21 protein-coding genes and 1 tRNA gene are annotated in these 21,552 nt (G+C 39.4%); 12 read left to right on the top strand and 10 right to left on the bottom strand.

What is annotated here, in order from left to right:
* Positions 1 to 169 precede the first annotated feature (169 nt).
* The 3 genes from folA to H4J61_RS03725 all read right to left on the bottom strand — a co-directional run bounded on the left by folA (position 170) and on the right by H4J61_RS03725 (position 1,801).
* The gene (gene folA / locus H4J61_RS03735; protein WP_182183795.1) at positions 170 to 658 is read right to left on the bottom strand and encodes a type 3 dihydrofolate reductase; all 489 of its coding nucleotides are present in this window, start codon (positions 656 to 658) and stop codon (positions 170 to 172) included.
* Between the two features lie 375 nt (positions 659 to 1,033).
* The gene (gene rmf / locus H4J61_RS03730; protein ID WP_182135602.1) at positions 1,034 to 1,207 is read right to left on the bottom strand and encodes a ribosome modulation factor; all 174 of its coding nucleotides are present in this window, start codon (positions 1,205 to 1,207) and stop codon (positions 1,034 to 1,036) included.
* Positions 1,208 to 1,579: 372 nt separating this feature from the next.
* Complete coding sequence (locus H4J61_RS03725) at positions 1,580 to 1,801, bottom strand: DUF3820 family protein (protein ID WP_182183792.1); 222 nt, start codon at positions 1,799 to 1,801, stop codon at positions 1,580 to 1,582.
* Positions 1,802 to 1,961: 160 nt separating this feature from the next.
* On the opposite strand from H4J61_RS03725, the gene H4J61_RS03720 reads away from it, so the two are divergent.
* Entirely contained in the window at positions 1,962 to 3,086 is a 1,125-nt protein-coding gene (locus H4J61_RS03720; protein ID WP_182183790.1) for a DUF3083 family protein, read from the top strand.
* A gap of 468 nt (positions 3,087 to 3,554) precedes the next feature.
* Complete coding sequence (gene msrA / locus H4J61_RS03715; RefSeq protein ID WP_182183788.1) at positions 3,555 to 4,115, top strand: peptide-methionine (S)-S-oxide reductase MsrA; 561 nt, start codon at positions 3,555 to 3,557, stop codon at positions 4,113 to 4,115.
* 309 nt (positions 4,116 to 4,424) lie between these two features.
* Here msrA and H4J61_RS03710 read toward each other — a convergent pair whose 3' ends face one another.
* The 5 genes from H4J61_RS03710 to folB all read right to left on the bottom strand — a co-directional run bounded on the left by H4J61_RS03710 (position 4,425) and on the right by folB (position 8,769).
* The gene (locus H4J61_RS03710) at positions 4,425 to 5,270 is read right to left on the bottom strand and encodes a tetratricopeptide repeat protein (protein ID WP_182183786.1); all 846 of its coding nucleotides are present in this window, start codon (positions 5,268 to 5,270) and stop codon (positions 4,425 to 4,427) included.
* Between the two features lie 436 nt (positions 5,271 to 5,706).
* Positions 5,707 to 6,861 carry an acyl-CoA dehydrogenase family protein gene (locus H4J61_RS03705; protein ID WP_182183784.1) on the bottom strand — a complete coding sequence of 385 codons (1,155 nt, stop codon included), beginning with the start codon at positions 6,859 to 6,861 and terminating at the stop codon, positions 5,707 to 5,709.
* Positions 6,862 to 7,078: 217 nt separating this feature from the next.
* A complete protein-coding gene (locus H4J61_RS03700; RefSeq protein ID WP_182183782.1) occupies positions 7,079 to 7,879 on the bottom strand; it encodes an undecaprenyl-diphosphate phosphatase in 801 nt (266 codons plus the stop codon).
* 24 nt (positions 7,880 to 7,903) lie between these two features.
* A complete protein-coding gene (folK, locus tag H4J61_RS03695) occupies positions 7,904 to 8,398 on the bottom strand; it encodes a 2-amino-4-hydroxy-6-hydroxymethyldihydropteridine diphosphokinase (protein ID WP_182183780.1) in 495 nt (164 codons plus the stop codon).
* Positions 8,398 to 8,769 (bottom strand): dihydroneopterin aldolase, encoded by a 372-nt coding sequence (folB, locus tag H4J61_RS03690; RefSeq protein WP_182183778.1) that lies wholly within the window; start codon positions 8,767 to 8,769, stop codon positions 8,398 to 8,400. The genes folK and folB overlap by 1 nt, the downstream gene beginning before the upstream one ends.
* A 236-nt stretch (positions 8,770 to 9,005) precedes the next feature.
* Between folB and plsY the strand changes: the two genes are divergently transcribed.
* On the top strand, positions 9,006 to 9,578 hold the full coding sequence (gene plsY / locus H4J61_RS03685; protein ID WP_182183776.1) for a glycerol-3-phosphate 1-O-acyltransferase PlsY: 573 nt from the start codon (positions 9,006 to 9,008) through the stop codon (positions 9,576 to 9,578).
* A gap of 35 nt (positions 9,579 to 9,613) precedes the next feature.
* Here plsY and tsaD read toward each other — a convergent pair whose 3' ends face one another.
* Positions 9,614 to 10,663 carry a tRNA (adenosine(37)-N6)-threonylcarbamoyltransferase complex transferase subunit TsaD gene (gene tsaD / locus H4J61_RS03680; protein ID WP_182135592.1) on the bottom strand — a complete coding sequence of 350 codons (1,050 nt, stop codon included), beginning with the start codon at positions 10,661 to 10,663 and terminating at the stop codon, positions 9,614 to 9,616.
* Between the two features lie 419 nt (positions 10,664 to 11,082).
* Here tsaD and rpsU point away from each other — a divergent pair, with 419 nt between their 5' ends.
* From rpsU to H4J61_RS03640, 8 genes are all read left to right on the top strand, one after another.
* Complete coding sequence (gene rpsU, locus H4J61_RS03675; RefSeq protein WP_011045067.1) at positions 11,083 to 11,298, top strand: 30S ribosomal protein S21; 216 nt, start codon at positions 11,083 to 11,085, stop codon at positions 11,296 to 11,298.
* 53 nt (positions 11,299 to 11,351) lie between these two features.
* Positions 11,352 to 11,798 (top strand): GatB/YqeY domain-containing protein, encoded by a 447-nt coding sequence (locus H4J61_RS03670; RefSeq protein WP_182135591.1) that lies wholly within the window; start codon positions 11,352 to 11,354, stop codon positions 11,796 to 11,798.
* Positions 11,799 to 11,949: 151 nt separating this feature from the next.
* The gene (dnaG, locus tag H4J61_RS03665; RefSeq protein WP_182183774.1) at positions 11,950 to 13,707 is read left to right on the top strand and encodes a DNA primase; all 1,758 of its coding nucleotides are present in this window, start codon (positions 11,950 to 11,952) and stop codon (positions 13,705 to 13,707) included.
* A 132-nt stretch (positions 13,708 to 13,839) separates the two neighbouring features.
* Positions 13,840 to 15,675 carry an RNA polymerase sigma factor RpoD gene (gene rpoD, locus H4J61_RS03660; RefSeq protein WP_182183772.1) on the top strand — a complete coding sequence of 612 codons (1,836 nt, stop codon included), beginning with the start codon at positions 13,840 to 13,842 and terminating at the stop codon, positions 15,673 to 15,675.
* 511 nt (positions 15,676 to 16,186) lie between these two features.
* Positions 16,187 to 16,263 (top strand) — tRNA-Ile (locus H4J61_RS03655).
* A 512-nt stretch (positions 16,264 to 16,775) separates the two neighbouring features.
* On the top strand, positions 16,776 to 17,642 hold the full coding sequence (locus H4J61_RS03650; RefSeq protein ID WP_182183770.1) for a putative selenate ABC transporter substrate-binding protein: 867 nt from the start codon (positions 16,776 to 16,778) through the stop codon (positions 17,640 to 17,642).
* Positions 17,642 to 18,352: an ATP-binding cassette domain-containing protein gene (locus tag H4J61_RS03645; RefSeq protein ID WP_182183768.1), complete on the top strand. Its 711-nt coding sequence runs from the start codon at positions 17,642 to 17,644 to the stop codon at positions 18,350 to 18,352. Before H4J61_RS03650 ends, H4J61_RS03645 begins: the two co-directional genes overlap by 1 nt.
* Before the next feature lie 9 nt (positions 18,353 to 18,361).
* The gene (locus tag H4J61_RS03640; RefSeq protein ID WP_182183765.1) at positions 18,362 to 19,891 is read left to right on the top strand and encodes an ABC transporter permease; all 1,530 of its coding nucleotides are present in this window, start codon (positions 18,362 to 18,364) and stop codon (positions 19,889 to 19,891) included.
* Between the two features lie 370 nt (positions 19,892 to 20,261).
* On the opposite strand, the gene H4J61_RS03635 is transcribed toward H4J61_RS03640, so the two are convergent.
* On the bottom strand, positions 20,262 to 20,690 hold the full coding sequence (locus H4J61_RS03635) for an organic hydroperoxide resistance protein (protein WP_182183764.1): 429 nt from the start codon (positions 20,688 to 20,690) through the stop codon (positions 20,262 to 20,264).
* Between the two features lie 125 nt (positions 20,691 to 20,815).
* On the opposite strand from H4J61_RS03635, the gene H4J61_RS03630 reads away from it, so the two are divergent.
* On the top strand, positions 20,816 to 21,256 hold the full coding sequence (locus tag H4J61_RS03630) for a MarR family winged helix-turn-helix transcriptional regulator (RefSeq protein ID WP_182183761.1): 441 nt from the start codon (positions 20,816 to 20,818) through the stop codon (positions 21,254 to 21,256).
* The last annotated feature ends 296 nt before the right edge of the window (positions 21,257 to 21,552 follow it).

Below are 21,552 nucleotides of genomic sequence, written 5' to 3'. Positions count from 1 at the left end.
CTTGTGCTGGTTAAAATACACCAAGGCTACGGTGCTCTCAATCACAATAGCCAGCTATTGCTCAATCAAGCGTCTTGCCCAGATGCATTTTCTCTGCGCACAACAAGATCACAAATTTAATGAAAGTGGTATAATATTTAATCCCTTAGCTATTATGCCCAGCTTAGCTTTAAACTTTTTCATACACCGAGAAATCTAACTGATATAGATTTTTTTCATCACTGGGGCGAATATCACTAGCCACTTTTTGCCAAACAGTTAAATCATATTCAGGAAAGTGAGTATCACCATCAATATCAGCATTAATATGAGTAATATAAAGCCGTTGCGCCGCCGCTAAACAATGTTGGTAAATAGCGCCACCACCAATTACCATAACTTCTGCGCTATCAACCACTAAAGCTAAAGCGGCATCAACAGAATTAACCACCTCAACGCCCTCGGCTTGAAAGTTATCGTCACGCGAAATAACAATATTTTTCCGCCCAGGCAAAGGCCGGCCAATAGATTGATAAGTTTTTCGCCCCATAATAATGGGCTTACCTAAAGTAGTTTTTTTAAAATAGGCCAAATCGGCCGGCAAGTGCCAAGGCATGTCATTGTTTTTACCGATTACACGGTTATTGGCATGCGCCACTATCATTGAAAGTATGGTCATAGATTTTTTACTTTATCGGACAGCTAAATTTTAAAAGATTATACGTTATTACTGACAACAAAAAAGCGGCAATTGTATTGCTATAAAACACGGTTAGAACAACTAATACAAAAAGTAGCACAACTCAGGAAAAAACTTGTGGAAAAGCTTATGGAAAAACTTGTGGAAAAAAATTCTGAAGATATTCAACTACACCTTAATATAAATATAAGTTACCCGATAACACACCTTTCGCTATCAGGGCTTTATATCAGCTTAGATGCAAAAAATAAGTCAATAACTTGCCACTAAAAATGAAAATAATACAACACGGTCAAAAAATTTGTTACAGGCTCAAATGTGCTCATACAACTCAGTTTAGTGGCATAAAATTTTTTATTTAAACAACCCCATACTTCTATCGGTTAAGGCCTCACGCCAACCACCAAGCCACTCTGACTTAACATCGGTATTCTGATACGGGCAATGTTTCTTAGTTCTGCCACAAAGGCCCGCTTGATAGCCATTTGAATGTGCTCGACCTAATTTATCGCGTTTCTGTCTTTTCATCTATAACACCTCACCGTTAACTGTTTTATAACCGTCTAATACTTTGTATAAATACCAAAGAAATACCGGTGAAAGTTTATGTCTTATGCTTTCTAGGCTTTCTCTAGACCTTCTTAGTATTACTTCAATCAAACGTTAATTTAAGAACAACAATACGATGAATGCAAGTTGATACCATAGTGAATTACGCAACTTTTATCCTTGGTTATCGACAAAATAGTCCAATGTAAAACACCGTAATTAACTATTTATTACAAAACAATTCGTTATACAAACCACATATAATTAACAGTGCTTAAAACCATAAATTAGATAACAAATTAATGTAAATAAGGCTACAACTGCCTTAATCACAAAACGCTATAAATAACCCTAGCCCCTTAATAAAGGTTTTAACATAGCTTCTAAACCATTAAGTTTAACTTCGTAAATGAGTGCCAACTGTTGACCTAACTTTCCTTCTGGAAATCCCTTACGGTGAAACCAAACTAAATAAGGCTCAGGCAGTTGCAGCAACTTTCTGCCACTATATTTTCCAAATGGCATGACCTGATTTACCGCCGCAATTAAATCTGCATTATTATTTATCGACATAAGTTACCCATGCTCAATTGAGCCTCTAGATGTTATTAGTTATTGCTCATTAGTTAATGCTTTGACATAAAAATGTCACAGCGAGTGTTTATAATTTTGCTGATATTTACACTTTAATTGGCATCAAGATGATGCCTAAATGTTTCTTTAGGGAATTATTATGTCAATGGTTAGGAAACGCAATGCAGCAGTAAAAGCTTATATACCGACTAATGCCCGTGACAATCAGTATATCTTGGCCGAATTCGCCTTAACAGAGCAACTGCTTTCGCAATTACCGACACAGGTTAATCATAGCGGCAGTATAAATTATTATGCTTGTTATCAAACCTTGGCAAACTTACTGTTTACCTTAAGTAACGACTATGGCATTAAAAACAGTATATTGGTTGCCAACGACAAGTTGGTCCGTGTCCGTTACAGCCAAGAAATGCACCAATGGCAAACAAAACAACAAATCATCTTTTATTACGATCCAAATCAGCATGTACTGCAAAATTCATTTTTTGATGCCAATATCAAAGCAAAAAAAATTACCTTAGTATTTTTAGCCTCTGGTACCGATATCAGGGTCGGAGCGGCCAATTTCCATCAACAGGTAAAAATACTATTAGCACATTTTGCCCAGCAATTAGATTTACCCATAACCAGTATCCGCATACGCGACCACCAACATCTTACTTATGACATTTTTGCTAAAAATAAAGGCTACAGAACTAGCCAAGCTCATAAATTTAGGCCAATAAAACAAAGGTATGCCAGTCAAGACGTTACATTAGCAGAAAACATATCATCAATCACTTACGCCATAGTCGACTTAACCCTTGATCATAGGATTGCCGCGTTGGTTGATATAGATCCCGCAGCAACCGATCCCTATAATCCACTTTATACTTATTTAACCGACACTTTTTCATTGGTAGCAAAACATTTTAACTTAAATAATGGCGCACTGATCGCGAATGGTTTAGTGCCCATTGTTAGGCATAGTTTGCATGATTTAGTCTCGAAAGTTGGAGAATTGCAAATGTTAGGCTACAACCCAAAACAAAGCCCCTGTGGTATTGTCAGTAGATGGCAAGCGCATGAATTGGTTGATAACGTGCAACTGATCTTTGTTGCTAATTGCCATAATGGCGAAGAAAAAAACTATGCGAAATTTGTCAATCAAATAGAACAGGCCATGCATTTATTTGCCACAGAGCTGGAAATTCCAACCGAAAAAGACCCATTAACCTTACGCTTTCATCAACACGTTGCCTATAACTTATCGCATAATAACTGATAGTTATAACACCTAGAGCTAACTAGAACCCTGGCTCTAGGTCACTTATTTACTGATAACCAGATTACTGTAAACATTCCATCATCAAAACTTAATAACATCACCACAGACCATACACAATATTCATACTCATACTTCATGCCGATTAAGCAGACTAGCCGCATAACATCAGGTTATGGCGATAGTTAACGACATATATAGTTAATTTGTGTGGAATGAACTCATGCTAAATCCCTCATAGCTGTCTGCCTGCCTAAAAACCATATCAACACTACTACTGACTCGGCTAATACCGACAATAGCTTAAACGAGAACTTAAAAAATAATTTAAACAACAAGAAACATAGACATCTAAACGGCTAAGTGTTATCTTCTGAAAATAAATATTATAGACGTCTACACGTCCTTACATCTGACTGAAAATCTACTTTCAGTCACCCTAAACAAAATTTAACAAGGAAATGAACAGTGAGCATAGAAACAATTACTTTAGGCGCAGGCTGTTTTTGGTGCGTTGAGAATATTTTTAACCGAATTCAAGGTGTATTATCGGTAACCAGCGGTTATGCAGATGGCGACATTATCAATCCAAGCTATGAGCAAGTTTGTAGCGGCATCACTAATCACGCAGAAGTAGTACAAATAACGTTTAACCCATCGCAGTTAGCTGTTGAGCAGCTCTTAACGGTTTTTTTTGCTATTCACGACGCGACAACACTTAACCGTCAAGGTGATGATATCGGTAGTCAATATCGCTCAACAATTTTATGTCACACCTCTGCACAGCAAGTGGTGGCGAAAACAAAAATTGCTCAATTGCATACACAGCAATACGCTGAGCAAACGATAGTCACTGTCGTTAAAGCCGCCACTAATTTTTACAGTGCGGAAGACTATCATCAAGATTATGTCACCAACAACCCAGAAAATAAGTATTGTCAGCTAGTTGTAGCAAAAAAAATTCAAACGTTTTTAAGCGAGTTTGCATACTTGTTAAAAAATGAAACTTATACCAATTTCATTAATTAGGTGGTCAACTTTATACGCAGGAAAAATGGCCAAATATAAGGCATTTATTTAATAACTAGATGTTCTAATTATTAAATAAATAACGTAGTAGTTGGTTATTTTAACCAGTAAAAATGATCAGATAATTAGTGAGATTGGTATTAATCAATGTAGCGATATAACATCAAGTAATTTAACTCGCCTTGTCTGAACAATAATAAAAATTTGCTGATAAAAAACGCATAACAATTTACTTGCTATGCGTTGAGTAAAATCCAGTATAAGTTAGGCTAACTTAGTTTTGAATCCGCGCCTGATTAAGCTAACGACTTAATACATCAAGGTATAAAGCTTACGTCTATATTTACTCGCCAATGCGTCACCCTCAGGTAACGATTTAAGCACATCAAGCAGTAAATCTTTACTAGCGATGTCGGCACCATCTTTTTGCACTAACAAAAACAGCATCATCAGTGCATCGTCATGGCGATTAACTTGGCTATATTGCGCCGCCAATTTTTGTTGTAATTTAACATTATCAGCATCATTGGCTAACTGTTGTTCAAGTGCTTGAATTTCAGGAGAGTCTGCGGCTTGCGTCGCTAATTCTAATTTTGCCATTAAGGATTGATAAGCACTGTCTTGATCGATCATTTTAATACTTTTGAGTAGTGCCTCTGCTTCAGTAATTTTACCAGTTTGAATATAAACATCTGATAGCACTAACTTAATATCAGCACGTTCATTATCAAGCTGATAGGCTTGAGTGATAATAGGAAATGCTTCCGACACTTTATTTTCTGCCAATAGTGTTTTCGCCTCTGCTAATAAAACATCTTGCTGTTTCGGTAAATATTTATCTAAAAACTCATTAATTGTTGCATCTGTTTGTGGTCCAGTTAGCCCGTCAAGTGGCTGACCATCTTGTACTAAAATTACTGTTGGTAAGCTTTGAATACCAAACTGCTGAGCAATTTGTCCCTGGCTTTCGCAATCGACTGTGGTAAACAAGAGCGTGTCGCTACAATTAGCTAATGCCATCGTCAACTTGTCGCGTAATGCAACACTTTCTGGAATTTGCTGAGCCCAAAAACTGACCAATACCAGTTTAGTTTTTGATTCTTCAATAATAACTTGTTGAAAGTTTTCTAAGTTGATCGCAAGAGAATTTGTCATCAATGCCGTTCCAATAATAAAGATATATGTTTTTAAATTGGGGCAAAGCATTAAAGATACAAGCAACTGGGCTAAATATTTATAACGACTCAACAAAGCGCAAGTCAAAGTCAAAAACAAGACAATTGAGGATTACAGCCTGATAACACAACTTTTAGCTCAGAACATACGTTACAGGGTCAAAATGTTAGAGACTAAATGTTAGACACTAAATCTTAAAACACTAACCTTAGAACCCTAAGTCTTTAAAGGCTAAGCTTTAAGGCTTCTATATGAGATTATTTATACTGCTGCACCCGCTATAATACCAACCGTTAAATAGCGTCAGCTTTGCTTTGCACATCCTGATCTAGTCTGTCTATTCACCTAAAAAACAAGCATAAAAAAACGGACATCAGCAAAGCTCATCTCCGTTGTAAATCACCGATGTAAGCACTTAGATTTTTTGCAATAATGCTCGAGCAATGATCACTTTTTGAATTTCACTGGTGCCTTCATAGATTGATGTTACACGCACATCACGCGCCATACGCTCCAGTGGATATTCTCTAATATAACCTGCACCACCCATAAGCTGTAAGGCGTCATAACAAGCTTTATTAGCCTTTTCAGCGGCAAACAACTTAGCCATTGAAGCTGCCATACCAAAGGGTTGACCTTGATCTTTAGTATAAGCGGCTTGCATTAAGAGTAATCGTGCAGCTTCCATCTCGGTATAACGTTCTGCTAACGTCCACTGTAAGCCTTGAAAGTTTGACAGTGATTGACCAAACTGTTTACGCTCAATAATATGAGCTTTAGCATAATCAAGTGCAGCAAGGCCAATACCTAAGGCTAATGACCCGATACCGATACGACCACCAGCCAACTCACCCACGGCAACACCAAAGCCTTTATTTTCAGCGCCCATCATGGCTGATGCTGGCACACGACAACGGTCAAAATGCACTTCATTGGTTGGTGACGCTTTTTGGCCCATTTTTTCTTCCGACTTACCTATGGTCATACCGGCAGTACCGGCTTCAACAATAAAGCACGAAATACCCTTACCTTTTTTTGCGGCTGGGTCGGTAACGGCCCAAACCACAAATACATCAGCAAACGAGCCACTAGTAATGTAAATTTTACTACCGCTAAGAAGATAGTCATCACCGTCTTTAACGGCTTGCGTTTTCATCCCTGCGGGATCTGAGCCTGCCGCCGCTTCACTTAAACAAAAGCCACCGGCACGATACTCACCACTGCAAATTTTTGGCAAGTATTTACTTTTTTGTTCATCGTTACCTACCGCTTGAATAACTTCGGCGACCATATTAGTGACTGAAGTTGTCACCGCTGTTGATGCACAAGCACGGGCTAATTCGGTAATCGCCAAGCTAAAAGCAATACTACCTGCTTCAACGCCACCGTATTCAGCTTTAATATTTAGGCCCATAAAACCGAGGGCATTGAGTTGCGCTAAATTTTTTAAAAATAAACTTTGATCTCTTGTTTCATCAAGCTGTGCGGCTACAGGTGCTAATTCACTATTGGCAAATTTTCGGGCCATATCTTGAATCATTATTTGTTCTTCAGTTAGAGACAAATCCATCAAACTTCTCACTTTTTATTGGCTGAATATCTATCACTATATTAATCGCTAAAACTTATTAGCAACATTAAAAAGTACAATGGGCATTAGTACGACTGATAGTGATAAAGCAATACCAAAAGCGCTAGCAAACTACCCTTTTGGTATCTAAAAAATACATGTAGATATGAAAAATGCGCTAAAGCGCATTTTTCATAAGTTGAATATATTATAACAATTATCCGGCCACAAACCAAAGCAGACCAGCACCAAGCACTAAGCGATAAATCACAAATGGCATCATGCCGAACTTACCCACTAAAATAAGAAAGTAGTGAATACAGGCATAAGCACTAACAAACGCTAACACACTGCCTAAGCCCATTGCTGACCAATCTACCGTGCCGGCTTCCAAAATTAACTTCAAGGTTAAATAACTGCCTGCCATGGCAATGGCTGGAATCGACAATAAAAAAGAAAAACGCGCGGCATTTTCTCTGCTTAACCCTAACATCAAGCCGATAGTCATGGTAATACCAGAACGCGATGTGCCCGGTATTAACGCGATAGCCTGTGCCAAGCCGATTAACATGGCACCTTTAAAACCTAAATTTTCAATGCTTTTATTTTGTTTAGCTTTAATATCAGCAAAGCCAAGCAAAAAACCAAATAATAGTGTTGTGGCGGCAATAACAAGTGCACTGCGTAAATGCTCTTCAATAAAGTCTTTACCGAGTAAACCAAATAAACCGGCGGGGATGGTGGCAAAAATAATCCACCAAGCCAATTTACCATCAAAATTATTTCGCTCACCTTTTAAAGTGGCAAACCAAGCCACAGCCATGCAGCACACTTCTTTTCGAAAATAAAGCACGACTGCCAGTAAACTGCCAACATGCACGGCAACATCAAACGCTAAGCCTTGATCTTTCCAGCCGAAAACTACTGAGGGTAAGATTAAATGTGCTGAACTAGAAATAGGCAAAAACTCAGTTAAACCTTGAATTAACGCTAAAATAAAAACTTCAATTGTGCTCATCGGGGTTATATTTCCTTATTTTTCTTATTTTTTTGGCCAAATAAAAGCCACTGTTTTTAACTTTTGTTGGCTTTTATCATATTGTTGCCATAATTCGTCATAGCACTGGCCAATAATCGGGTGAGCCAAATGCCCTGCAACTTCAGCTAAAGGGCACAATACAAACGCATTTTTGCTAATTTCATCACGCGGTATTTGCGCTGGAGAGTCAGCAATAATGTCATCATAAAGTAATAAATCTAAATCTAATGTCCGCGGACTAAATTTTTTAGCGTCTTGGTTTCTACCGTGTGCAAACTCTATTTCGCGCAGTGTTGCCGCCACTTCAGCCAAAGTAAGCTCAGTACTTACTCCAGCCACCATATTGTAAAAAGCTTTACCGGCAAAGCCGACAGGTTCACTTTCAAATAATGAAGATAAAGTAAGCGAGCCAAATACATCGGTTAAAGCCTGCAAGCCTTGTTCAATATAATGTTGACGATTTATGTTACTACCTAGCGAAATATAAATTTCAGCCATTACAATGCTTGGCCTGACAACTGTTCACCACGTTCTATTTCAACAGCTACCGTAGTCGCATTATGCACCGCCGTTGGTTTCATTACTTTTAGGCGCAGCCAAGGAATTTTATATTCAGCAATTAGAAAGCCAGCAATACGTTCGGCAAGCGTTTCAATTAAATCTACCGGATTAGCGTTGGCAAACTCAACAATTGCTTCAGAAATTGTTGCGTAATCAAGTGTTTTAGCTAATTCGTCATTTTCTGCAGCTTGCGCCGTATTCCAGCCCATCACTAAATCAACAACAAGTGTTTGCTTTATTTCTTTTTCCCACTGGAAGAAACCGATGGTTGTTTGAAAGGTTAACCCTTCAATATAGACTTTATCCACACTAAAACCCTTACATGGCTTGGCAGTATTTAGCCATTGCATTATCGAGATAAACCCCGCAATCGCCACAACATACTTTAGAAAATAAATGGCGAGTTTACCTGTGCAGGTCTAGAAAAACTAGTAAACATCGCGCTACAATGTCAAAAAGCTAAAAAGAATAAATTTTTTTATAACTTTGCTAACACCTGTTTTAGAAGGAGCTTAGTATCAGTAGTTTACTTGTAACGTTTTTAATGGTGATTATGGCTTACTTAGTAGGTTCAATTTCGAGTGCCATTTTACTTTGCAAATTACTGCACTTACCAGACCCCCGCTCAGCAGGTTCAAAAAATCCAGGTGCGACAAATGTCTTACGTATAAGTAATAAATTTGTTGCGGTGTCTGTGCTGATTTTTGACATACTTAAAGGCACATTACCGGTTTGGGGTGGTTATTTCCTAGGCTTAGAACCCTTGTATCTAGGTATGATTGCTCTCGCCGCTTGTTTAGGCCACATGTACCCAATATTTTTTAACTTCAAGGGCGGTAAAGCGGTTGCTACTGCATTTGGTGTGCTACTACCTATTGGTTTGGACTTAGGCGGGCTACTTATTTTAACCTGGTTATTGGTCGCTAAAGTTAGCCGCTATTCGAGTTTGGCCGCCATTGTTACCCTATCAATAGCGCCATTGTACACTTGGTTATTAAAGCCCATTTATGTCTACCCTGTATTGATGTTATCAGCGCTGATCATATTTAGACACAAAGACAATATAGTTAGGCTACTACAGGGCAAAGAAAGCAAAATATCTTTTACCAAGAAGTAGCCTTTATTACCGGTTTAAATCGCAAACCTACAAGCTTAAATCGGCTCTAAGGTATCTAAGGGCCAACGTGGCGTTGCCTTAAAGGTTAAGTCGGTATCAACACCAGCTTTTAGGCGTTGTAAACCCGCGTAAGCAATCATAGCGCCGTTATCAGTACAAAACTCAGGCCTAGGATAGAAAACTTCCCCGCCTAACTTTTTGGTGATTTCTGCTAATTCTTCTCTTAACGCCGTATTGGCACTAACACCACCCGCAATAACTAAACGATTTAAATTGCACTGTTTTAATGCCCGTTTACATTTAATGGCTAGCGTATCAACAACGGCTTCTTGAAAGGCATAAGCGATATCAGCTTGCATTTGTGCTTTTTGCTCAGGTGTTAATTCTGCTTTTTCTTCTTTTCGAATGGTCACAGCGGCTGAGGTTTTCAAACCGCTGAAACTAAAGTTTAGCCCAGGTTTATCCGTCATAGGTCTTGGAAATTTATAACGACCTTTTCGACCACTTTCTGCCATTTTCGCTAATACGGGTCCGCCAGGGTAATCAAGCCCTAGTAATTTAGCTGTTTTATCAAAAGCTTCACCTGCGGCATCATCAACAGATTCACCTAATAATTCATAATGACCGATACCATCAACACGCACCAACATGGTATGGCCACCAGACACTAATAAAGCGACGAAGGGAAAGTCAGGTACATTCTCTTCTAGCATTGGCGCTAGTAAATGTCCTTCCATATGGTGCACGGGCACAGCAGGCAAGTTCCAGCCGTAAGCTAAACTACGACCAATTGAACAACCAACAAGTAAGGCGCCCACTAAGCCTGGTCCAGCCGTATAAGCAACACCGTCTAAATCAGCAGGGGTTAAATTAGCTTCAGCTAGGACTTCTTTTATTAAGGGAATAGTTTTGCGGACATGATCACGTGATGCCAGCTCAGGCACTACCCCACCATAATCAGCATGAACGGCGATTTGACTATATAACTTATGTGCAACTATACCCGCGGGTAAATTGCCTTGCCCATCATCATAAATCGCAATACCGGTTTCATCACAAGAGGTTTCAATACCTAAAATTCGCATAATTTTTCTTTACCTAGCCCTGTTGCATCAATAGTGAATTCGACTATTCACTTGTATATAAGGTGCAGCCGTTATTTGGTTGCTGATTTTACCTATGCCCTAGGCAACTTTCAATTTATAGCGCATAAAGATAGCCAAAAAATTTAAAACCCCCATTTAGCCTTTAAAATTTATGACAAAGAAACCGAGTGAGCAATTTTGTTAATATTACAGCAGCTATTTACACAGCGACTAGTATTAGTGTGTTCAGGCCGCTATTGAGCTAATAAATCCAGTGAAAAAATTAATTCCACTTTACATTACTATGGCCTTCGCATTAGAATACGTCACCAATTTTTAATAGAGTGGGTGAAGATGAGGCTATTTAGCTGAAATCAGACACCATTTAATATAGATTCCTAACTAAGGTAAAATAGTACATGCCAGTAATTAAAGTAAGAGAAAACGAACCATTTGACGTTGCATTACGTCGTTTTAAACGTTCATGTGAAAAAGCAGGTATCCTTTCAGAAGTTCGCCGTCGCGAGTCTTATGAAAAGCCGACTTGGGAACGTAAGCGTAAGAAAGCAGCCGCAGTAAAACGCGCAGCTAAAAAAGTTTCTCGTGAGAACGCTCGTCGCGTTCGCATGTACTAAGATACCTTAGTAAATCCTAAGTCAACTGAGTTAACTTAAGCGTAAATTAAATTATGAGTCTACTTAGTCAACTGCAAGATGAAATGAAAAATGCCATGCGTGCCAAAGACAAACTTCGTCTTGGCGTAATTCGTATGGCACTTTCTGCGATAAAGCTGGCAGAAATAGATCACAAAACAGAAGCAACTGATGAAAATGTCATTGCCTTGTTAACCAAAATGGTTAAACAGCGCAAAGAATCTATCAAAATGTTTACTGAAGGTGGTCGCGATGAACTAGCCGCTAAAGAAGCTGAAGAAGTTATCGCTATAGAATATTTTCTGCCGCAACCCTTATCTGCAGATGAAATTAACCAACTGATTACAGAAACAATTGCCGAAACCGGTGCAGCCTCAATGGCTGATATGGGTAAAGTCATGGCGGTATTAAAACCGCTAATGCAAGGTAAAGCTGACATGGGCGCAGTTAGTGGCCAAGTTAGAGTAATTTTAAACAGTTAGTTAAGCTTCCTTTTGAACTTCAATGTTCATGCTGAATATAAACCGCGATAGCTTAGGCCTCGCGGTTTTATTTTAACTAGAATATAAGAAGCTACTATTTTCCAAGTCTTATTGGTGTAAAATAGAGTTTTATCTGGATGTAATAGTGTTTATGGCTGGTATGATCCCTCGACAATTTATTGATGACTTATTGGCTCGAGCCGATATTGTTGAACTCATAGATTCTCGCGTACCATTAAAAAAAGCCGGTAAAAATTACCAGGCTTGTTGCCCTTTTCATACCGAAAAATCTCCCTCTTTTAGCGTTAGCCAAGATAAACAATTTTATCACTGCTTCGGTTGTGGTGAACATGGCAATGCCATTTCGTTTTTGATGGAATTTGACCGTTTAGAGTTTCCTGATGCAGTAGAAGAATTGGCTTCCCATTACAATATGGACGTGCCACGCGAACAAAACACGCGCTCACCTGCACAACAAAAACAAGATCAAAAAACCTACAGTCAAAAACAAGATGACTATGAATTAATGGCGCAAATTAGCCGTTTTTTTCAACAGCAATTAAAAGTGGCTACTGACAAAAATGTCGCGATTGATTATTTAAAAGGCCGAGGCTTAAGCGGTGAAATAGTTAAGCGTTTTGGTATAGGTTATATCAGTGATGCTTGGGACGGCATGATGAAAGTATTTGGTCGCAGCGGCCAAATAAATCAACAGCTGGTTGATTTAGGCATGGCCGTTCAAGGCGATAAAAACAAACCTTACGACCGATTTAGAGGCCGCATTCAATTTCCTATTCGCGATAAGCGTGGCCGAGTTATCGGCTTTGGCGGGCGGGTATTAAGTGATGGTACACCCAAGTACCTCAACTCGCCAGAAACGCGAATTTACCATAAAGGCCATGAGTTATATGGCCTTTATGAAGCGAAACAGGCCATTAAGCAACTAACTCGCTTAGTGGTGGTTGAAGGCTATATGGATGTAGTTGCACTTGCTCAACACGGTGTTGACTATGCGGTTGCCTCACTAGGTACGGCAACAACGCCTGAACAACTACAAACCCTATTTCGCACCGTTAAAGAAGTTATTTGTTGTTACGATGGTGACCGGGCTGGCCGTGATGCCGCATGGCGTGCTCTGGATAATGCCCTACCGTTAATTCAAGATGGTTATAGTCTCAAATTTGTTTTTTTACCTGATGGCGAAGACCCTGACTCGATGATCAGAGAGCAAGGCCAGGCGGCTTTTGAAAGCATATTAGATAATGCCACGCCATTGTCACAATTTTTGTTTGAGCATTTGCTAAACCAAATCGACATGAGCTCTCCCGAAGGAAAAGGTGCTGCTGTCAGTGCTTTTCAGCCTTATTTAGCTAAACTACCTGACAGTAATCTTAAAGACGCCATTGTCACTAAATTAGCAAATCAATTTGGTGCAAGTAACGAAATGCAACTAAAAAAATTACATAAGAGCTTTGCTAACGTCGCTGAAAATAAAGCTAAAGCTAAGCGGCCTAAAATTACCCCAGTAAGACTCGCTATTGCATTACTACTTGAGCATCCCCATATAGTAGAGATACTACCAGACTCGGCAATTTTAAATGAGTTAAATATGCCAGGTATACCTTTGCTAAATACGTTACTAGCATTGTGTAAGCAAAACCCAAAGGTAAATAGTGCACAATTAATTGAGCATTTTAGAGGCCAGGAAGCCGGAAAACAACTAACAAAGCTGCTGTGTTTAGAACATCATGTTGAAGCAGAAAATGCTGAAAGCATGTTTTTAGATTTAATTGAAAACTTTTTAAATGTTTTTATTGAACAACGCACAGAGCAATTATTAGAAAAAGAACGTAGTATCGGCTTAACCTTAACCGAAAAGCAAGAATTGCACGGTTTACTAAGCGCATAGAATAATATCGTTTAAGTTATATTTAAAATAAACAGAAGCGCAGTTTACCGCTGGTAATTTAGTAATTATTTCGCTATAATTTCCGGCTAACTGTTGTAATTTTGATAGCCATAAATAGGTGGACACTCGTCAATGGATCAAGCCCCTCAATCTAGACTTAAAGAGTTAATAGTAAAAGGTAAAGAGCAAGGTTATTTAACTTTTGCACAAGTTAACGATCATTTACCTCAGGATATTATCGATTCAGATCAAGTTGAAGACATCATTCGAATGATTAACGACATGGGTATTCAGGTGTTTGAAAACGCTCCTGATAACGACACGTTAATGATGAGTGAAGCGAATACTGATGAAGATGCTGCTGAAGCTGCTGCGCAAGCGCTTGCGACTGTTGAAAGTGAAATTGGTCGTACTACAGATCCCGTTCGCATGTACATGCGTGAAATGGGCACGGTAGAGCTACTGACGCGTAAAGGCGAAATTGTTATCGCCAAACGCATCGAAGAAGGTATCAAAGAAGTACAACGTTCTGTTTCTGAATACCCGCCAGCAATTAATTACTTGCTTGATCAATGGGATAATTTTGAAGCTGAAGAAGTACGTCTAAGCGATATTATCGTTGGATTTTTAGACCCTGATGCCCAAGACGAAGAAATTCCAGCCGCGGCAACTCATATCGGATCAGAGCTTTCTAAAGAAGAGTTAGCTAACGAAGATAAATCTGATGAGGACGATGAGGAAGAAGAAGATACTGGCCCTTGTCCTGAAGAAGCCCGTGAAAAGTTTACTGCTTTGCGCACAGCCTACGAGCATGCTAACAAAGTTATTAAAACTAAAGGCCGTGGCCATACTGATGCACAAGCAGCAATTGATGCATTAGCTGAAGTATTTAAAGAATTTAGAATCGTACCCAAAGTATTTGACCGCCTAGTGAAAAACATGCGCAGTGTTGTGGACCGTTTACGTGTTCAAGAACGCTTAATCATGAAACACTGTGTGGTTGGTGCCGGTATGCCAAAAACTACTTTCATCAAAATATTTCCGGGTAACGAAACCTCAAAAAATTGGTTTGAAGAACAAAAAGCAGCGGGCCTACCTCACTCAAAGAGAATGGCTGACATCGAACTAGATGTTGAACGCTGTATATACAAACTGAACATGCTAGAAGAAGAGACTTATCTCAATGTTCACGGCATTAAAGACATTAACCGTCGTATGTCGATCGGCGAAGCGAAAGCTCGTCGTGCGAAAAAAGAAATGGTTGAAGCTAACTTACGTTTAGTTATCTCAATTGCGAAAAAATACACTAACCGTGGTTTACAATTCTTGGATTTAATTCAAGAAGGTAACATTGGTTTAATGAAAGCAGTTGATAAGTTTGAATATCGTCGTGGTTATAAGTTCTCAACTTATGCTACGTGGTGGATACGCCAAGCGATTACTCGTTCAATTGCCGATCAGGCACGTACTATTCGTATTCCAGTGCACATGATTGAAACGATTAATAAACTTAACCGTATTTCACGTCAAATGTTACAAGAAATGGGTCGCGAACCAACACCTGAAGAATTAGCTGAACGCATGATTATGCCGGAAGATAAAATTCGTAAAGTGTTAAAAATCGCTAAAGAACCTATTTCAATGGAAACACCGATTGGTGATGATGAAGATTCTCACTTAGGTGACTTTATTGAAGACGGTAGCGGTGAATTACCTGTTGATTCTGCCACGGCTGAAAACTTAAAGCATGCGACACATGAAGTACTAGCGGGCCTAACGGCTCGTGAAGCAAAAGTGTTAAGAATGCGCTTTGGTATCGACATGAACACTGATCATACTTTAGAAGAAGTGGGTAAGCAGTTTGATGTAACACGTGAACGTATTCGTCAAATTGAAGCAAAAGCATTACGCAAATTGCGCCATCCTTCACGTTCTGAGCAATTGAAAAGTTTCTTAGACGGTGAGTAATATTTCTTCTCGAAATATATAAACATAAAATCCAGCTAATAGCTGGATTTTTTTTACCTAGCATTTACTGTAAACCCGAGACGCTAGTTTACATTCTATTTGCGCGCTGTTGCCTTAGTGATGCTAGTAGCTAGCAAACCATCATAATAGTATCTCTTAAACATATAAGACCTGTAATTAATGCTTACATAGATGTTAATGAGTAGAACAATGTAAATCATATTGTCGATCACATATTTTAGAGTAATAACTAGCTTAAGTGGATTACAAAAAACGCAAAAGTTTATTATGTCGAGCATTTGTAGGCTCTCATTAATTAAACTGTTTACTATAAAGTAACCAATAAATTCCATCGAGTGATTACCGAAACAGCAAATCGCTCAACTATTGAACTATTAGACTTATTTATCAAATTTTTAACTTTATAAGGGTGACAACAAAATAAAAAATGCTTATACTGCTCGCCGCTTTCGATGAACCTTTCGCGCTTATCAAAGCAAAGTAGAATTATGGCCCCTTAGCTCAGTTGGTTAGAGCGTCCGACTCATAATCGGCAGGTCCCCTGTTCAAGTCAGGGAGGGGCCACCATTTTAACGATTTAAGACGCCTTGTAGCGTCTTTTTTTGTGCCTGAAAACCAATAAAATCTTACATAACTAGCCAGTTAGCGATTATTGACCATTAATAAGAACTTATAAAAACCAATATTTTTAGCAACACTCTCAGTAACACCAACCCAATATAATCAAATTCAGTGTTACTATGACCAGAGCCTAAACAGTAACCTATTGGTTGCCTATAATTAGCATCGCCAGGGTGAGGGGTAATTAAAGGAGGGTGTCTGTGTTAATTCTTTCATTAATGAATTTGTGCCAGAAAAATGATGGGTATATCTCCAGTTCCCCCCCCCCTTTTAACTTATTCAAATTATGTACTTATTATTTTAATCTAAGTGTAATGAAACCCTTCGCCTTATCATTAACAGGCATTATTATCGCTAAATAGTGTGTTAATTATTATTTTTAAGAGATAATGCGCGACTTAACACGCCCAACGTTATGACATAAAAATATTAATGAGACCCTAATTAACAGAGATATTATGAAAACACTGACCAAATTATTCGCACTGTGTGCCTTAACCCTAAGCCTTTTTGTAGGTGCCAACGCGAGTGCGGCCACCTTTACTTTTACCGCTATTCCCGATGCAGATGAGTCTCAGCTGAGAACCCGCTTTGAGCAGGTTGCCCTCTATTTATCCAAGCAACTTGGCGTTGAGGTAAAATATGTGCCCGTTAAGTCTTACTCAGCCGCGGTAACCGCCTTTAGAAATAATCAGGTGCAGCTTGCTTGGTTTGGTGGTTTATCTGGGGTACAAGCCAGACGATTAGTGCCAGGCTCACAAGCGATTGCACAAGGTTATGAAGATCAGTTTTTTAAAAGCTACTTTATTGCCCACTACAGCACAGACTTAGCACTGAGTGAACGTTTTCCTGATATCACCGACAAAACCTTTACCTTTGGCTCAAAAGGTTCAACCTCAGGTCGATTGATGCCACAATATTATATCGAGCAGCACTTAAAGCAAAAACCACAACAAGCCTTTAAACGGGTGGGATTTTCGGGCGACCATAACCGTACTATTGTGCAAGTTCAATCAGGTACTTACCAAGTGGGTGCGGTAAATTATAAAGTGTGGGAAAGTGCCCTCGCCGCCGGTAAAATAGACACTAATAAAGTTAAGGTTATTTGGCAGAGCCCCACCTACCCTGATTACCAATGGACAATACGTGCTGATGTTAAAGCCAATTTTGGCGCCGGCTTTGCTGACAAAGTTCAAGCCGCATTGCTTAATATGAATAGTCCTGAGCTTTTAAAAAGTTTTCCACGTTCTGCTTTTGTTAAAGCTGAAAACAAAGATTTTCAACCTGTGGAAGACGTGGCTAAAAAAATAGGGCTTATCGATTAATGCTCACCCTTGCCAACCTAAACCTTCATTATGACAAAACTGCTGGCGCTAATTCCCGTAAAAAAACCGGTCAAAAAAAGCGCTCTACTCAGGTAATTTTTGATCTGAGTCTGACCATCAATGAAGGTGAGAAAGTTGCGATTATCGGTCCCTCTGGTGCAGGTAAATCTAGTCTGCTACATCATATTTATCAAGCGTTAACAACCCGTGCGGCTCTGTGTTCACAGCGCCAGGGTTTAGTGGATAATCTCAGCATCTATCACAATATATTTATGGGTGCTTTAGCTCGACACCACTGGTTATACAACTTGGTCAATTTAATTAGACCTTTCAAGCAAGATTTACACGATATTGCAGCACTTTGTCAGCAGTTAGAATTAGACCAACCCTTAACAAAGAAAGTGGATCAACTCTCGGGTGGGCAAAGACAACGAGTAGCCTTAGCCAGAGCTTTGTATCAACAACAAGATATTTTTATCGGCGATGAACCTTTTTCAGCGCTAGATCCCTTAATGGCATCAAGACTGCTCAACACCGTATTAGCGCAGCACAACAGTGTGATTATGGTGATTCATGACAGAGCCTTAGCCATGAGCGCTTTTGACCGTGTTATCGCGTTAGATAAAGGTCGCTTGATACTCGATAGCCAACAGCAAAGTATCAACCAAGAGCAAATCACGGCGCTCTATCAAACTAGCGCAATCGCGTAAGCTGCTTTTATGTCGCAACCCAAGCAACTGCAACCAATACCATCATTGAAAAACCCCCAGTATGCTTTAGGTTATTGGCAGAAAGTCACGTTATCAATTTGGCTTATTGCCCTGATTATTCTGCCTTTTGCGGATATAGACATTGTTAATTTTGACCCTTTCCTCGAGTTAACTCGTATGGCAAATGGGTTAGTCACCCCTGATTTTTTCGCCACTGAATACTTATTACAAGCCATTATGCAAACCGTTAACTTTGCCATTATCGGCGTCTGTTTAGGCTTAGTACTGGGGGCTCCCCTCGCACTAATATACCAACACCCGTTAATATCTAGCTGCTGTGCTTTTTTGCGGGCCATTCATGAGATTTTTTGGGCTCTGTTATTTTTACAAGTTTTTGGGCTGTCTCCCCTGACCGGAATTTTGGCCATTAGCATCCCATTTGCCGCCACTTTTGCCCGCGTATTTCACGATATCATCAATCAATCGTCAGATAGCCCTTTAGAAAGTATTGATAGCCGTGCCGATATGATTAGCCGTTTCACATATGGTAAAATCGCCCAAGTTATGCCGCAACTGATGAGCTACACTCGCTACCGTTTTGAATGTGCCTTGCGCAGTAGCGCCGTACTCGGCTTTATCGGTATGCCCACGCTAGGTTTTTACATGGAAACGGCTTTTAGACAGGGAAACTATAGCGAGGGGGCCGCGTTATTAATGATATTTATTGCTCTTATTGGCACCATTCGTTACTGGTGCCCACCTAAGTTACTCGGGGTTTATCTGGTGATTGCCTGTGTGACACTGATAGATATTCCTCACATCGATAGCAGCTTACTGGTGCGTTTTATAACCCATGATATTTTACCTCCCGCCATAGCAAACGCGGCGACATTGGCTGAGGTACAATGGTCATCACTCACCGTTTGGTTTAGCGCTCTTTTTTTAGAGCAAGCGGTGCCTGGTGCAATAGCCACCATTACCTTGGCGCTACTGGCCTTGGCAGCTACTCACTTTATTAGCTTAAGCGCCCATATGATGGCAAGTAAGCACCTCTGGCCTGCCCCGCTAACTTGGCTCGGCCGATTCAGCTTATTAATTGGTCGTTCAGTGCCTGAATATATCTTAGCCTTTATCTTTTTAATGCTGCTTGGCCCATCAATGCTACCTGCTATTATTGCTTTAGCGATACATAATGGCTGTGTTATCGCTTACTTGGCGGTGAAACAAAGTAACGCTATTGCGCCCCAAGAAATGCAGATAAGTAAGCTAAATCAATTTAACTACCACATCATGCCAACTATCTATCCCAGCATGATGGCTTTGATGTTTTATCGCTTTGAGATCATAGTGCGAGAAACCGCAGTGTTTGGTATTTTAGGCATTATGACTTTGGGGTTTTATATCGACAGTAATTTCAGCGAAATACGCTATAGTAACGCACTCATGCTTATCACCTGTACAGCCCTGCTTAATGTCGCCATTGATATTATCTCAAGACGACTACTCAAATTTGAGCAAACCAGCCAAGCAAGCTGCTAAGTATGGCTGCTTTGCTCGCCAACTTTGGCAAAACACTTTTTATATTTGTCCGTGAGCAGCAAATAAAAATGGCGGCACCATGAGTTTTGTCATGTTAAGCCTGTGGTGTTGTAAAATTAAACGACCGTTAGCGGGTAAATATCACATCAAAATGGCAACTTAACCTAAACATCCCATAACAGCATTGTTTGGCATAAAACGGCTATATTAACGCTTTCTTAGTTTAAAATAAAATATAGCTTAGGGAAAATAAATCAAGGTAATAGCTTGATTTATTCCCCCAAGCTATTACCCGCACACTATTACAGGCAGAAAAAAACACGCTCTTGCTGTTGGCAATGCGTGCTTTTATATCAACTTATCTGGCATATTAAATAATTGAAAGTTCCACTGCAATATTGCCACGAGTCGCATTTGAATAAGGACATACTTGATGCGCTTTATCTACCATGGTTTGTGCTTGTGCTTTATCCATATCGCCTAATGATATCGCTAGCTTAACCGCGATACCAAAACCACCGTCAATAGCACCAATAGACACTTCTGAATTTATATAAGTTTCGTTTGGTAGACTGGTTTTTTCTTCACCCGCGACAAATTTAAGTGCGCCAATAAAACAAGCTGCATAGCCTGCAGCAAATAATTGCTCAGGGTTTGTACCTTGTCCGTCATCACCACCTAAACCTTTAGGCGTAGATAATGCAAGCTCTAAACGGCCATCGTCAGATTTTGCTATACCTTCACGACCACCGGTTGCAGTTGCTTTTGCTGTGTAAGCAATATTTTCTAATACGTTCATAGTTAACTCCAAGTGACAATAATTTAGTTTGTATACAAAGTAATATATATCAAACAAATACTGATTGCAAATACTTTGCATGCAAATTAAAATATCACCTAAAATATCACTTCAAGGAGCAACTTATGTCATTTGAACAATTAACGCTCAAAAACCAGCTGTGTCATCGTTTATATATGGCATCAAACAGCATTGTTCGAGCTTATCGTGAGCCACTAATGAAGCTTAATATTACCTACCCACAATATGTGGTTATGATGGCATTGTGGGAACAAGACAAAATAACCATTGCAGCGCTGGTAGAAAAAACCGTGATTGATGGTGGTGCGATGACACAAATTTTAAAGAAAATCGCTGACAAAGGCTTGTTAGAAATAATTAAAGACCAGCACGACAAGCGCAAGCGTCTTGTTGAGCTAACACAAGATGGCCAGGCCTTAAAAATAAAGGCGGTAAACATTCCTAATGAAATAAGCTGTAAGTTCAATAGTATCGACAGCATGCAAGCAAATCAGCTAATGCAATTACTCGATTTGGTGGTGAATGATTTAGCCGACAAGTCCTAAACCAAAATGTTTAGCGTATAAGTGTTAAGCGTAAACTAACACTAAATCAGCAAAAATAGATGGGTCATAAAGTGAATATAATTGGCTCAAAAGTTAGCGTCACTAAAAGTTAAGCTTAATGCGGTTATCAATAAATCTGCTAGTTATTAATTGATACAGACAAGATAAGAGTTAACTGAAAAATGCCTATGTTCATAATAGAAAACCTACAAGTCAGCCTTTCAGTACTGCTTGAAACTTAGTGTGGATAAGGCTATATTAAAATACGACCCCCCTAATTTTCATTAAGTTTTTGA

The organism is Colwellia sp. MB3u-4 (assembly GCF_014077065.1).
In the GTDB taxonomy this organism is placed as follows: Bacteria; Pseudomonadota; Gammaproteobacteria; order Enterobacterales; family Alteromonadaceae; genus Cognaticolwellia.
This window is presented reverse-complemented; position numbering and strand designations above follow the sequence as displayed.